Origin of the sequence: Paenibacillus sp. S02, assembly GCF_019454065.1 — a bacterium.
Lineage (GTDB): Bacteria > Bacillota > Bacilli > Paenibacillales > Paenibacillaceae > Paenibacillus > Paenibacillus polymyxa_B.
Genome location: NZ_CP073682.1, coordinates 2,760,523 through 2,775,173, shown reverse-complemented (window position 1 = coordinate 2,775,173; position 14,651 = coordinate 2,760,523). Strand labels below are relative to the sequence as shown.

General features: G+C 41.2%; 15 protein-coding genes and 1 pseudogene. All 16 read right to left on the bottom strand.

Going from position 1 to position 14,651, the window contains the following annotated elements; translation table 11 throughout:
* Positions 1–61: 61 nt before the first annotated feature.
* Complete coding sequence (locus KAI36_RS12260; RefSeq protein ID WP_023988561.1) at positions 62–376, bottom strand: PTS sugar transporter subunit IIA; 315 nt, start codon at positions 374–376, stop codon at positions 62–64.
* Positions 377–434: 58 nt separating this feature from the next.
* A complete protein-coding gene (locus KAI36_RS12255) occupies positions 435–752 on the bottom strand; it encodes a PTS sugar transporter subunit IIB (RefSeq protein ID WP_220027870.1) in 318 nt (105 codons plus the stop codon).
* Positions 753–885: 133 nt separating this feature from the next.
* Positions 886–2,808, bottom strand: a complete 1,923-nt coding sequence (locus tag KAI36_RS12250; protein WP_258297927.1) for a BglG family transcription antiterminator — start codon at positions 2,806–2,808, stop codon at positions 886–888.
* 308 nt (positions 2,809–3,116) lie between these two features.
* Positions 3,117–3,344: pseudogene (locus KAI36_RS12245) on the bottom strand (alpha/beta fold hydrolase); the annotation flags it as partial.
* Entirely contained in the window at positions 3,340–4,500 is a 1,161-nt protein-coding gene (locus tag KAI36_RS12240; RefSeq protein WP_220028108.1) for a trans-sulfuration enzyme family protein, read from the bottom strand. The gene KAI36_RS12240 and the pseudogene KAI36_RS12245, both read right to left, overlap by 5 nt.
* 470 nt (positions 4,501–4,970) lie before the next feature.
* Positions 4,971–5,651: a YetF domain-containing protein gene (locus KAI36_RS12235; RefSeq protein ID WP_220027869.1), complete on the bottom strand. Its 681-nt coding sequence runs from the start codon at positions 5,649–5,651 to the stop codon at positions 4,971–4,973.
* Positions 5,652–5,852: 201 nt separating this feature from the next.
* A complete protein-coding gene (locus tag KAI36_RS12230) occupies positions 5,853–6,119 on the bottom strand; it encodes a metal-sensitive transcriptional regulator (protein ID WP_013310304.1) in 267 nt (88 codons plus the stop codon).
* Between the two features lie 76 nt (positions 6,120–6,195).
* The gene (locus KAI36_RS12225) at positions 6,196–6,711 is read right to left on the bottom strand and encodes a DsrE/DsrF/DrsH-like family protein (RefSeq protein WP_220027868.1); all 516 of its coding nucleotides are present in this window, start codon (positions 6,709–6,711) and stop codon (positions 6,196–6,198) included.
* Complete coding sequence (locus tag KAI36_RS12220; protein ID WP_220027867.1) at positions 6,708–7,298, bottom strand: sulfurtransferase TusA family protein; 591 nt, start codon at positions 7,296–7,298, stop codon at positions 6,708–6,710. Before KAI36_RS12220 ends, KAI36_RS12225 begins: the two co-directional genes overlap by 4 nt.
* 212 nt (positions 7,299–7,510) lie before the next feature.
* Complete coding sequence (locus tag KAI36_RS12215) at positions 7,511–8,038, bottom strand: TetR/AcrR family transcriptional regulator (RefSeq protein WP_023988550.1); 528 nt, start codon at positions 8,036–8,038, stop codon at positions 7,511–7,513.
* Positions 8,039–8,188: 150 nt separating this feature from the next.
* Positions 8,189–8,860, bottom strand: coding sequence for a DUF4309 domain-containing protein (locus KAI36_RS12210; protein WP_103744903.1), 672 nt, complete (start codon positions 8,858–8,860; stop codon positions 8,189–8,191).
* A gap of 120 nt (positions 8,861–8,980) precedes the next feature.
* On the bottom strand, positions 8,981–9,607 hold the full coding sequence (locus KAI36_RS12205) for an HXXEE domain-containing protein (protein WP_103744904.1): 627 nt from the start codon (positions 9,605–9,607) through the stop codon (positions 8,981–8,983).
* Positions 9,608–9,625: 18 nt separating this feature from the next.
* Positions 9,626–10,216 (bottom strand): TetR/AcrR family transcriptional regulator, encoded by a 591-nt coding sequence (locus KAI36_RS12200; RefSeq protein ID WP_103744905.1) that lies wholly within the window; start codon positions 10,214–10,216, stop codon positions 9,626–9,628.
* Positions 10,217–10,458: 242 nt separating this feature from the next.
* A complete protein-coding gene (locus KAI36_RS12195; RefSeq protein ID WP_220027866.1) occupies positions 10,459–11,691 on the bottom strand; it encodes an aminopeptidase in 1,233 nt (410 codons plus the stop codon).
* A gap of 47 nt (positions 11,692–11,738) precedes the next feature.
* On the bottom strand, positions 11,739–13,328 hold the full coding sequence (locus KAI36_RS12190; RefSeq protein ID WP_220027865.1) for an acetate--CoA ligase: 1,590 nt from the start codon (positions 13,326–13,328) through the stop codon (positions 11,739–11,741).
* A gap of 177 nt (positions 13,329–13,505) precedes the next feature.
* Complete coding sequence (locus tag KAI36_RS12185; RefSeq protein ID WP_220027864.1) at positions 13,506–14,609, bottom strand: DNA alkylation repair protein; 1,104 nt, start codon at positions 14,607–14,609, stop codon at positions 13,506–13,508.
* Positions 14,610–14,651 lie beyond the last annotated feature (42 nt).

Genomic DNA, 14,651 nt, shown 5'->3' with positions numbered 1-14,651 from the left:
GTCCTCTCCCGAAGATGTAATTTCTTGTAGCGATGCCACTTCTATTTGGCTTGAACAATCTCTATTTTGAACGCTTATATAGCTCGATCATTTCTGTAACAAGCAGTGAAATGGTTTCTACACTCATGAGTTGGTCTTCTGCATGCATTAATATCAGTGAGAAATCAAGTTGCTCTCCATTTGCTTCTCTTTTTACTAATGAAGAATGCGCTCTATGTCCTTCTCTAAAAAATTGCTTTGACTCTTCTAACTTTCCTTCTGCTAATTGAAATTCTCCTTCTTTTGCCGCATAAAGTGCCTCAATTACTAAGCTTTTAGCTGTACCTACGTTACTAATAATGTTAAACGCCACCGTATAGTATTCTTCTTTTACCATAACTTCTCCCCTCTTACCTTTTATTGTTTAGTAACAAATTCTTAATTCAAATCCTTTGTTATTTGCTTTTTATTAACTGTAATGCATCTTCTAACACTTTTTCACCGTTCATCATACCGTAATGTTGCATATTAATAGCTTCAATAAAAATACTTTTATCTGCCAATTTAGTTTCTAATTGCTTTTTCAAATATTTCACCTGAGGCCCTAATAATATGATGTCTACATTTCTCTCTTTCAAAGTAAATTCAATTTCAGAAGCCGATTTGGCAAAAATATCTACTTTTATGCCTTTTTCCTCAGCTGTTTTTTGCATTTTCGTTACTAATAAACTTGTACTCATTCCTGCTGCACATACTAACATAATTGTATTCATAATCTTTTCCCCCTTAAATTCCTTCATTTACTGAACAACTTAAGTTTACAATTAAATCGCTTTCTTTTTAACCGAACCTTTTTCCAAAAACAATAGGAAACGTTTGTGGTGTAAAAAACGGCTCCTTGTTGTTTCAGTTTAGTAACTGCATGATTTCTTCCACGGAGTCTTTGGCTAGAATTCGTTGGACGATCTCCTTATTCTCTATAAGCGAACCGAGTTTCTTATACATGTTTTCTAAATCGACATTGTTTCCTTCTTTAATGTTTAATAAACAAATCAACTGTACCATTTGCTTATCAATCCATCGAATTGGGCGTTTTAACGTACATATGGTCCAGAAAGTTTCTGTCGTAACGGGAAGAGTCGGATGTGGAATGGCTACTAGATTACCAAAACTTGTTGGAGCCAATGCCTCCCTTTCTAATACTAAAGATACATAATCATCAGGTACAAGACCTTGTTTAACCAACTCACTACTTAAAAAATGAATAACGCTTTCCTTTGTTGCTAATTCTTTTTTCACAAACACCCGGGATGGCTCAAGATAAGTATGAGCTTCTCCTTGCTGTTCTGAAGAGGATAAGAGGTTCCTGATTCGATTTAGATCCTTATCATCTAAAAAGGTATTTACAACATAGACGGGTATCCCTATATCCTCTTTGATCGGAACTGTACTGATTATAAAATCTATAGAGGATAAATCGGCTTCTGCTAATTTGTAATAGCTGATTGTATTTACAATTTGTAACTTATTTTCAAATAAATTAATCAATCGATAATACAGTAACTTTGCGCTTCCGACACCTGAAGCACATACAAGAATCACTTTTTTTATCTTGTTGTTTTTATTTTTCATTCTTTCTAAAGCAACTCCAATGTGTAAAGCGATAAAAGCCACCTCATGTTCTCCAACTTCTAAATTCAAAAAATTGTTAATACACTTGCTGGCTATAAGAGCTCCTTCAAATGCCGCTGGATAATTTACTTTAATTTCATTTAATAAAGGGTTTCTAATGTTCATTTTGTACCTAAGTCTGTTCATTGCAGGCCTAATGTGAAGTGTGAGTGCTTGAATGAATTCAACGTCATGATTGAAATCCCAATTTAATTCTTTCTGTAATTTATTCAGAATACAACTCACAATGGATCCGACTTCATCCAACTTACTGTACTCTGACAAACTTTCTTTTGGAAGCAATTTAGTACCTACCAAATGGGTAATAACATAATTGATCTCCGAATCAGGAAATAGCAATCCTGTAAAGTCTTCAATTTCTTTGACAATTTCATGGGCTACTATTTCTTCGAAAGGGTAGTCTTTTTGTAAATATACCGACGGATTATCAATTAAAAATCCCTCTTCGATCCTCTTACAAGCAATAATTAAATGAATAGCAAGGTTTTCTAAAGAAATATCTGATATTTCAATTTTGTATTTGTTTACTTTTTCGATTATTACTTCTTTAATTTTCTTGTATTCCTTTTTATCAAATAAAGGAAAGTCCTCATGAGATTGATCGAAGTTTTCTTCTCTTTTGTATAAATAATTTGATAAACATGTTCGTTTCATAAATTCATCACCCTCTATATACAAGCCGTAGTGGGGGCGATTTACTAAATTCAGGTTGTACTTTTCCAGTATTTTTCGCACTTCTTTTAAATCGTTTTGTATTGTAGATTTAGATACAAACATTTCTTCTTCAATAGTCACTAATTTTATATAGCTATTTTCTAACAAGAAACGGCTCAACAAATAAATAACTCGGTTATCTTGTTCAGAAAAGTCAATTGTAGAATGACTGAGTTTATCATTAGTTAAGTCATTGAAATTTTGATTAAACAAATCTTTATCGGTAATTTTTATGTCGTATCCTTTTCCCCTAATCAATTCTAATTTTAGACCCATTGGAGCAGACTTAATTTGTATATACTTCAAATCATTACGTATGGTTCGATCACTAACATTTAATTCTTTAGAAATCCATGCAGCAGTAACAGGATGATTAGAACTAATTAAGTATAAGAGTATTTCTTTTTGCCGTTTTGAAAACAATCTTATCCCTCTTTCTTTAGACTTACTTATTTAAAGGTTACGCCATCAAAACGATGGACGCAGCTGTGTCAAATTTACAGTATCATAATTTTGTTTTCTGTCAAACAACGTATCAAACTCAGCATACAGTCGATCAAATCTCGCTGATCCATGCTACTGCGCTCCAAGCTTAGTATAATAAACAAAATCGTGATTATTCATTCCGTCAACTGTATGTTAGATATCTTCCCTAAGCTCAGGCATGATCTTGATTTGTTAACATCAAAAAAGTCGACTCCTTATTAAATAGGAATCGACCGTTTAAAATCCTAGTGATCATCATTAATCCATTTGGCTAATGTTTGATCAAAACAATGAGGTTCTTCAAACATCGGGTTATGCCCACTATATTCAAAAATCACTTTTTTCACGTTTTCGTAGGTGTCATCGACCCTATCCCATAATGAAACAGGTGCAACCAAATAATCATACCTTCCCAAACCAATAAATACGGGTTTATGGATATCCGCCAGGGATTGTATCAAATTCATGTTAGCTTAAAGCTGTAGCTAAATCCTGTATCAAAAGTTCAGCAGGCTCATGCCCTACAGCCAGGCGGATAAGCGATTCAGGCATGTGTTGTTTTTTTAGACTCTGCTTATTGAAGCCGTAGTTTGGTGAGATCACCTGGCTTTCCATAGACCCCCAAGATACACCGATCCGGATCAGTCGCAGTTTATTGATTACTCTACATATATCCTCATAAGTCGAATCCTTTAGTTCAAAACTGAATAATCCGGCATACCCTTTGAGCTGTCTACATGCCAGCTCATGTTGTGGGTGAGAAGGAAGTCCGGGATGATTCACTTTGGAAATGGCCGGATGATCTGATAGAAAACGAGCAACCAACAGAGCATTCCTTTGATGGGCTTCCATACGGAGCGGGAGCGTTCTTAGACCCCGAATGAGTAGCCAGGCTTCAAAAGGGGCTAACGAGCCGCCAATCAGCTCATACTCTTCAGCATACATACGGTTTATTATCTCTTTAGAAGCGATCACTGCCCCTGCAATTAAATCATTATGACCACCTAAGTACTTGGATGCGGAGTGAACAACGATATCTACGCCCCATTCCAATGGTTTTTGGAAAAGGGGTGTAGCCCATGAATTATCTATGATTGTACGTATACCCGTCGCTTTGGAAAGCGAAGTTACCTCCTGAATATTTACCATATCGAATGTGAATGAGGTAGGAGACTCCATAAGAATAGCACGGGTCTGCGGTTTGATGGCATCAGCAACTGCTTCCGTAGAAGTCGAATGTACGATTGTATAGTCTATATGGAACCTCTTTAAATATTGGGCTAGGCTGACGGAGGTTTCATATATGTGTCCGACCAGAATCAGATGGTCCCCTGCGGATAAACTACACATTAGAGCGGCACTGATAGCAGCCATTCCGGAAGCAAAGCACTTGCAGTCCTCCCCACCTTCCAGCGCAGCAATCATTTGCTCTGCAATCTGAACGGTAGGATTGGTTCCCCTCGAATAGACATAATGCTCCTTTTCATTATTAGCCGCTTCAGCATAATCTTCGTAAGTATCAAAGAAAAATGGAGCAGTCTCATAAATAGGAGGAGCAGCAGCCTTAGCAAAATACCCTAGTTCGTCCTCAAACCGGAGACAGATAAGCTGATCATCCGAGAAACTCAAACTGATCACCACTTTCTGAAAAAATTTCAAACCCATAAAAGATAGTCTCCTCAATCCGGGACTCAAATATTCTATTAGTCAAACTTCTCTGCACCCTGTGCTGGTTGATCTGCGAAATTCGGAGAATTATGAGGCTTCCAAGTGTCTTTCATTAAGTATCCAATTCATAAAAATAGCGTATATTTTGGGGTTGCAGGGCAAAGATATGCTTTATCAAAAAAGAGGGGGTTCAGTTGTGTTAACACGTTGGATTAGAAATGTTCTGAAACCTGGAAATTTGCCGTTTTTTATATTGAAGGACTGATTGACCAAAACTTGCTTTCCGATTTAATGGAGGGCTTGATTACAGAGATGGCCTCCACAGCTTCTTTGAAGCTTGAAAGAATTACCGCTGCTTCATTATTAAAAAGAACAATACCGAGCTAAAAAACAGCCCGCTTCGTAATTCAGCCTTTTTTATTGTGCTTTTTCTATTTCATCGGCACGATGTGAAGTGTTCCATCCTCGCTAAACTCTGCGTAGGCGATTTCGTCGATACTATTATATCCCTGCTCTCGCACCTTTACTTTAATCTCTTCAATATCGATTGACTTCCCACGCATAGATTCGTTCAGGAGCTTTCCTTTATCAATGACTGTAACAGAAAAAAGATCAGGCTGTGCATCTATTCCCATATCCTGAGCGGCGGGTGGTTCATATTCGGGTTTGCGCATGACTGACAATGAACCATTCGTTTCTAACGTGGCGTACCAGACCTCACGAAGAGAAAAAATATTTTGCTGGCGTAGCATGGAGAGCAGCTGGGTAAATTCTATATCATATTTTTCAAGCATCTCTTGATTGACCTGACCCTTATCCACGAGTAGCACTGTTCGGCCTTCTGCCATATATCCAAATTTCACAAAACGGGTCGTCGCCTTTTCAAAAAAGTAGGCCAGCGCGCACCATAGCGCCAAAGCAAACAAAAGCTGCCCAATGGTCACCTTATCGTCATATAACGTATTTCCCACAATTTCGCTTAACAACAATGATGTAAGAAAATCGAGTGGTGTTAACTGACTGAGTGTTTTCCGACCTGTAATAAAAGTAATGATCCACAAGCCAAAAAAGCTGATGATCAATTTGACACCAATCGTAACAAATACCTCCATAAATAGGCCTCCCGGAAGAAGTTGTTTTCCTTATGTGTTATTTACACCTGTCTACCTCAGCATAAACAGAGGGTTATTCCTAAAATTGTCCAATTAAAAAAGCCCGCTACCAACTAGAGGCAGCGAGCTCTTTAATTATGGCTATTATATATATTGTACATATGACATCATTGCCCACTAACTTGAACTCTGGAGACATGACTATCTACTTTTCACAAGAAGCTGAATCGCTTCTTTAACCAGCTTATCCGTGTCTCCTCCAGCCTCTTGCTCTTCCAATATACATCGTTGTAGATTCTCTGCTACAATTTGGGCAATCGCTTTATCTGATGCGTTACGTACGGCAGATAACTGGCTAACGACGTCTTTGCACGATTTTCCTTCATCCATTAAACGAAGTACCCCACGCACCTGTCCCTCAATCCTCCTCAGGCGCGTTTTCAGTTCATCACTGTAATTGTAATCCATAAGTAATGCACTCCTTTTTTGACTTACCATATACACGTATAGGTATATTATAAACCAAAAAAATAAATAGGATACCCTAAATAAATAGATTCACCTTCCCCTGCGAAGCGTCCCCCAAGTAGGCGGCTACACCAGCATATTCTAAACCGTCGATTAGCTCTTCTTGCTGCAGTCCTAACAAATCCATGGTCATGGCACAGGCGACGAGCTTGATCCCCTGCTCTCGTGCCAACTCTATAAGCTGCGGCAAGGAAAGCGCATTGTGCTTTTTCATGACATGCTTGATCATCTGTGGACCGAGTCCGGCAAAATTCATTTTGGATAGTGCAAGCTTTTTGGGTCCACGAGGCATGATCCAGCCAAAGGCTTTTTCGAGCATTCCCTTATTGGTGCTCACGATTTCATCCTTGCGTAACGTATTTAGCCCCCAAAAAGTAAAGAAAATAGTTACTTCATGATCATATGCTGCCGCTCCATTTGCAATAATGAATGCAGCAATCGCCTTATCCAGCTCCCCGCTGAATAATACAATCGTTGTTTTGGACTGAGCATGTTCTTGATTATTTGTATAAATTCCTGCTGTCGTACTCATATGGATTCGCTTCCCTTAGTCTCTCCAGCCCATTCGGATATGCCTGAAAGCACAGATTTGACTTTTTTAGCGCCTTTGGAAACTAATAACTGCCAAGCCATTTCACTGCGTGCTCCAGCTTGGCAAATCACTGCGATCTCTTCTTCCAAGTTCAGCTCAGAAAGTCTGTTCTCCAATTCGCCAAGAGGGATGTGCTTAGATCCAGGGATATGTTTAAGCGCAAATTCAGCGGGTTCACGAACATCAAGCAAAATGAAGTTCTCTTTTCCAGAACATTTTGCTTGTAGCTCTTCATGGCTTATCGTAGAAGAAAATATTTGCTCCTTCTTCACTTCAGCCGGATTTGCTTTGCGTAAATAATGTCGCATTACATCTCCTTCTTGGAGAGTGCCCAAATATTGATGTCCGGTGTTTTTGGCCCAGCTCTGAAAATCGGCTATTGAACCTTTGTCAGTCGCCTGAACCTCCATAATCTTTCCGGGAACGAGCTCATTCATAGCCTTTTTTGTCTTTACTATAGGCATAGGACAAGCTAGCCCTTTGCAATCAAGAATATGATCTGCTTGGATATTGTTAGTTGATGACATTCTATAACCTCCGCCTGTTTTTTGAGGGGGCTTAGCTTAGTTGAATTTCTTTATACATATACCCCTATGGGTATAAGAATAACGAGACTCGCTTCTCTTGTCAACTTATTTGGCCGTTTTTTCTCAGAAGAAACGAAATCATGTCTTGAACAAAATAAAATTAAAAGCAAAAAAAGCCGCGCAAAAACGCGACTCTAATACATAAACCAAAATTAATCGTCTTTTTTCATCAGTTCTGGCAGATCCAACGACATCGAAATATTACACAGCATACCTCTGGCGAGAAAAAGCATCGTTCTTTCCATTGCTTGTTCAATACCTGCTCGTCGGAAAGCATCATAAACCGTCGTATGAATTTCACGGAATCCTTGCTGCATCACACTTACAATCTCATCCTCCCGGATCGTCTGCGCCTGCATTTGCAAAAGTGTTTCATTGCGGTATTCCATCATAATTTGCGAATAGGCTGCAATTAGCTCTTGCTCGAGCTGTTCAGATGAGGCCGAATGAATAACTCTGTGAAAAGAGTCTATGATACGTGCAAATGAAACCTTCAGGGCTTCAACAAGCAACGCTTCCTTGGTAGCGAAAAAACGAAAGACATAGGGCTGAGAAATATTGGCCCGTTCCGCAACTTTGGCTGTTGTAGCTCGGTAGTAGCCCATCTCTGCAAACACTTCAATGGCAGCAGATATGATTTCCTTTTGGCGATTTATAGATGTTGACGTAGCTTTAGCCATGTTTTTTTCATCCTTTTATTTAGCACAGTTTTCTGATTAGTGATTAATCAATTACAAATCATTATAAACGACATAACCTAAAAATGCAATGAGTTTGAACAAAGTCGCCTCCGCAATTCTGACGGAAACGACTCTGTTATATACATCCAATTATGGCGTCTTAGAGTTAAAATATAACCGGATATAATTGACCTTTTGCGTTTTGGTTTGATAGGAAAATACTAAATAATAACTAAGTCCTGATGTATTATTGATCGTATAATTAGCTTCTGCTGTGTCAGGTATGTCTCTAGAGGTGTCAACGGTTTCCGTAGGTTGGCCCAATTCGTCAACAACTTGTTTGATAAGCAACTTCTTATAGTCTGGATCGGAAGATGTAATTTCTGTAACTTTATCGCTTCCATCCAGCATGATGTCTGTATGATACTTAGCGTAGCTTCTCATAGGACCTGTAGAACCTGACTCGGATTTCCCCCAAAGCTCAAATAACAGATCGCTGCTAGTTCCCAAGCCAAGATCTTTAGGCAAATTCGGTAAGGTTCCCTGCTTGGCTGCGCTGAATATAGCGGCTGCGGAGCTGTGTTTACTGTGAGATGAAGCTGTACTACTGGTGCCTTGCCCATTAGTATTGAGATCCGTGTTTTGATCTGTAGAACTAGCAGGCGGTGTAACTGTTTCTGCTTTAGTAGGAGCAGTTGATTTTGCTTCCCCGCTATTGCTGCATCCTGTCATCACAGCAAAACCTATAGCCAAGAAAGCACTAGTGGTGATTAGCTTGCAAGCCAATTTTTTACGATCATGAGATTGATGTGTATGCTTCATTATAAGATCACTCTTTCCTTGTTCATGGGTACAAAGCAAGTGTAACCGAACCTCGTTTCCAGAATACCTCTACTTGTATCCAACTTGTAAACAAGGACATTGATGATTTTCTAACATACCCTATTTACGACCGTAAGCTCCCAGCTGTTGTTTAGAAAAGGAGTAAGGAGAGTCACTCTTCTTCAACCATATATTCCCTTTAATGATGAAGATGTATACAGCAAAAACAAAGTAGATCGTACCCGCAATCCAGTCTATTGCCGTTGGGATGTCTCGCTGTACTATTTCATGAATATACCAGATTCCGACTGGAACATGCAGGAGAAGTGCCGTAAACAAGCCAGGATTATATAAGGTTTTTGCTTTAATATTGACAACGATACCGTGCCAGACGACCTGAAAGAATCCCATAAAAACTGGTGCGAGCCCAAGCCAGACTACTTGCGGGAACCATACGGGGAGCAGATAAAACACATAGGCAATTGCCACATTGATAATCATCGCTGATTGAGTGTTTAAGGGGTAATGATCCGGTGTGTCACTTTTAAACATAACGTTGTTAAATAAACCAGCAAAATATCCAGGCCAGCGGTACTCCTCAAATTGATGAAACAATATAGCTACAAAACTTAACCATAACATGCCTGTTATATCCGAAAGGATAGCTGGATTCATAAGTAAAACAATACATACAACCACACCGATTATAGCCCCTGCATCTTGCCAATATTTTCTTAAAAAATTCATATTAGTCACCCCTATGATTTATTTTTTATCAAAATATCTTTCGAACAGCAGATTTAATTGTTCCTCTATTGAAGGTATTTCCACAACTGCCCCTGATTCAAGAATCGGACTCATCAGTGCAGGCAGAAAAATAGCTCCAAATATTTGCAGCATCATCGCTAACAAGCGCTCCGGCTGTTGCTCACCTGTCAGCTCCTTGATCGTGCTCTGAACCTTTGGAAATCCCATGATGTTTAAAAACCTACCGTATTCCTGTTGAGATATAAAGGGCGTGCTGCCCATGGCAATAATTCGCGAAAGAAGCTCTGGATATTGACGAATGACCTGTAGATAGTTAAGTAAAAATTGTTTCAGTCTATCTTGGGGGGGCATCGCTGTATTGTCCAAAATAGAAAAGGTGTGCTGAAAGCCATTTAATATCACTTCAATAGCTTCACTGAGCAGATTTTCCTTGGAGCCAAAATAATAATTAACTAAAGAAATATTAGTAGCAGACAGGTCGGCAATTTTTCTGATTGTAACCGCCTCAAAACCTTCCTTTTGAATAAATTCCAACGTAGCGTCTAAGATTTTTTCTTTGGTTTGTTGTTTTTTGTCTGGGTGATTCATGTTTTTCCTCCTCCTATTTCGTCCAATCATAACGGATGAATGAAATGGACAACTTTATATAAGCAACTTTATATAAGCAACTTTTCAAACAACAATTAAAACGTTGTTTAAATTATTGTTTAAACTCAGTTTAGCACTTTATATTTCACAAAACAAGGGGCGATTTGAGATTTAGGTATAGAAAAACCCGCAAAACGAATAAGATCGTTTGCGGGTCGATTGAATGGAGATTGAGAAAAGGCCTAAATAGCCCAATTTCCTTTGCGAAACACTGCTTCTTTACTTCCGTCTTGCAGTTCGCCGTCAATATCCAGCTCAGCTGAGCCGATCATGAAGTCAACATGAGTCAGGCTGACATTGGCACCGTTCTGGAGCAGCTCCTCCCGGTTCATTTGTGTGCCATTTTCCATATTAAATGGATACGCACTGCCTAGAGCCAAGTGGCAGGAGGCATTTTCGTCGATACCTGTATTGTAAAAAATGCGATTGAGATTGGAAATCGGTGAATCGTGCGGCACCAGTGCAACTTCTCCCAAATAGCTGGCCCCTTCATCCGTAGCGAGCAAATGAGTCAAATGCTGCTCGCCGGATTCTGCTGTATATTCAGTAACTTTACCGTCCTTAAAGGTAAACGTTATGCGATCCACCAGTTGTCCATTTAAATTGAGTGGCATGGTACTTGTGACATGACCATTCACACCTGTACGCTTAGGCATCGTGAACACTTCTTCTGTTGGCATATTCGCCACGGTATAAATTCCTTGGGCGTTTTCACCACCACCGCCGCGCCAAATGTGTCTTTCGGCCAATTCAATTTTCAAATCTGTTCCTGGTGCACGATAGTGGAGAATTTTATAGTTTTTATGATTCAGCTTGTTTTGTAGCTGTTCGAGATTGTTTAAATGCCCCTGCCAGTTTTGAACTGGATCGGAGCCATCTACACGGTTCATTTCGAAAATCGTATCCCACATGACACGAATCCGGTCCTCTTCTGCCACATCGGCAAATACTTTATCGGCCCATGCCTTCGTGGGTGCTTTAATCAGGCACCAGCTAATCTTAGCATTCCGGGTATAGTGAGCATAGCCTTCTCTCGCCGTAGCCGCCGCCTTGGTCGCACGAGAAACCTTTTGTGGATCAATGCCTTGATATAAATCCGGGTTCGGCACTTTAATCGTTAGTGTGGCTCCTCCCTCTTCGGCAAATTTCTCCATCATTTCTGCCTTCCAAGCAGGGTAGTAATCAAAGCTGGCTTCGTCACCATGTTCAAAACGACTACGTGTAATGGAATCATCCTCGAACTCTACCTGTACATATTTAGCGCCTGCTTCATAGGCTTTGCTGACAATCAGGCGTGTAAACTCAACAGTTTCCAGTGGTGCCGTTACCAAAAACACCTGTCCAGGCTGAATGTTAACCCCTACTCTTACGACCAGTTCTGCGTATTGCTCCAACAATGATTCGAATGTACTCATTTTTCCACACTCCTGTTCCGTTTTAATTCTATTAAATGATTTCATCACTACAGTACGGACTGCTTCTCCAGTTCACGTAGCTCCACTCTTCGTATTTTACCCGAGCTGGTTTTAGGAAGCTCTTGAATAAACTCTATTTTTCGTGGATATTTATAAGGTGCCGTCCATGTTTTCACATGATGTTGCAGTTCCTTCACTAACGCCGGTGATCCTTCTACCCCAGCTTTGAGTACGATGAAGGCTTTTACAACATGCCCACGGATTTCGTCAGGGCTGGCTACCGCAGCACATTCCTGCACGGAGTCATGCTTCATAAGCGCTTCCTCTACTTCAAAAGGACCAATAGTATAGCCAGAACTGATAATGATATCATCACCACGTCCTTCGAACCAGAAATATCCATCCTCGTCTTTGCGAGCCCGATCTCCCGTAACAAAATAATCTCCGTGGACACTAGCTAATTTGCGTTCTGGATCATGGTAATACGTATGGAATAATGCCGGCAGATCGGCACGCACTGCAATATCCCCCACTTGCCCCGGAGCCAGTGGAATGCCATCCTCGTCTACGACCTCAACGAGTCCCGGTGCAATGGATTTGCCCATCGAGCCTGTACGCAGAGGTGCATCCTTTAAATTACCAATAATTAATGTGCTCTCCGTTTGACCATAGCCGTCACGAATCGTAATGTTGAACTGCTCCTGAAACTTGTTAATGACCTCCTGATTGAGAGGCTCTCCCGCAGAAACTGCGCTGCGCAATTGGGATAGATCATATTGATCCAAACCATCCGTTTTCGCCATAATCCGATATTCTGTCGGCGTACAGCACAACACTTGGATTCCATACTGCTGCATAAACTGCAAATACCGACCTGGACGAAACGGACCATTATATACGAATCCGGTCGCTCCATTTCCCAGTACGGATAAGAACGGACTCCAAATCCACTTTTGCCATCCCGGTGCAGCTGTAGCCCATACTATATCTGAAGCTTGAATATCCAACCATGGTGATGTTATCCGCAGATGAGCATATCCCCAGCCATGGCTATGTACAACACCTTTAGGGTTTCCCGTGGTGCCCGAAGTATAGGCCAGAATGGCCATGTCGTCACGGTGCGTCTTCACAGCTTCAAAAGTATCTTCCTGTCCATTCATCAGCTCATTCAGCACGAGCCAGCCAGATACATCTGCCGTGTCGTCCCCGGAGACCACGATACGATAATCCAGAGCAGGCAAATCATCATTTATTTTGTCCACTTCGCTTGTTACTCCGGTCCAGGCAATGACTGCGCGCGCTTCTGAATGGCGAAGACGATATGCAATATCCTTGGCACGTAGCATTTCTGAAGATGGAATGACCGCAAGCCCCAGCTTCAAGCAGGCCAGATAAATTACATACGCAATAATACGCCGTGGTACTACGACCAGAACTCTGTCACCTTTGTTAAATCCCAGATTTGCGAGTCCTCCAGCCAGTCGGTTAGCCTTTTTCAACAGATCTCCGTAGGTGATTTCTTCGTATTCTCCTGTCTCACTCAGCCACTTGAGTGCGGTTTTACCAGCATCATGGTGTTCCATTTCCGAAGTCATATTGTAATATTCAGGCGCAAGCCATTGTTGTTGATCTGTCAAATTATACCTTCCCCTTTATACATAAGATGAGATCCACTTTCTTACTGTAGTATAACACGTCTTAGTACCAGGTTCTAATACCAGAATCATTTTTTTGGAAAAAAATAAAATTTGTAAAGCAAACGACAAAAAGAAAGAGCCTAATTTCAGGCTCTTTTTCTTCACTACTATCATGATCTACAACTGGAGTTCTACCACTGTAGAAGCCGCTTCCTGACCGTTTACGAGCAGTGCAATCCGGTGCGCTCCCGCATAATGTCGACGAGTTGTCAGGTCTGCAAAACGGTGTGTCCGTGTACCTGTAAGATGGGTTCCTCCAGGGACCGTTTTGTCAGATAGCAAAAACAGTTTACGCGAGACTTGTCCTCTCGCCTTCACAAAGTCGATGCCGTACTCGATGCGGACTCGTACCGGGTCACCTTCACGAAGCTGAAGCGCATAGCTCAACTCACAGCTATCACCTAGCTTTAGCATGGCAGGGTCTGTGGTGAAAGAGGCTCCCGTGACCAACGGCGCCCCGTCTGTTTCATCCGCATAGCCGAACATTGCCATCACTTCGGGGATGGATTTGCGAATCAGGGTCCGACAGCCATGACGCACAATCCAGTCGGTGTCAGGATGTGTTCCTTTCCACCGTTGAGCCATAGCAATGACCACATCAGGATGATCCTTGGCAATATCGTTCAGGTTGTTGGCTACACTTTTACGTACATATAGTGATGGATCGGCCTTCAGTAATTCCAATACGGCAAACACTGGAGCAGGATCTCGCTTAAACACAGGCAACGCCTGTCCCCAGGGTAGCCGTGGACGGCAGCCTTCGCTGGCAAGACGGCGAACGTGTTCATTTTGGTGTCCCGCCCAGGTCGTCATCTGCTGCATCATCCGTTCCGGTTCACGCAGGAGGAAGGTTCTCACGGCAAACTCCGCAGAGGACTTTGATGTGAAGCCCTCCAGTGCCTTCATGGACAGGTCCCAATGCTCTTCTCCCTGCCCATACACCTCCACAAAATCGGGGAAAAACAAATACGGAAAACCACTGCAATGCTCGTCTATAGCAAAAAGAATATCCAGAGCTTCTTCATATTTACTGGGCAAAAATGCCCCTAATGTTAACGAAATACGCCGTATTCGTTCTTTTAGCTCCAGCTCATCCCATTTTTTATCCATCACTTGATGGATGAATCCGATGGTATCGAACGGCCTGTACGCAGACTGTACTTTTTCACCGAATTGTTGAAGAAAATTCTCCGTGTACATATTTTTTAAGGGCTCGGCCATTATATATCTCCTTTTGTATGAGGTTGAGAGAATTGTAGCAAG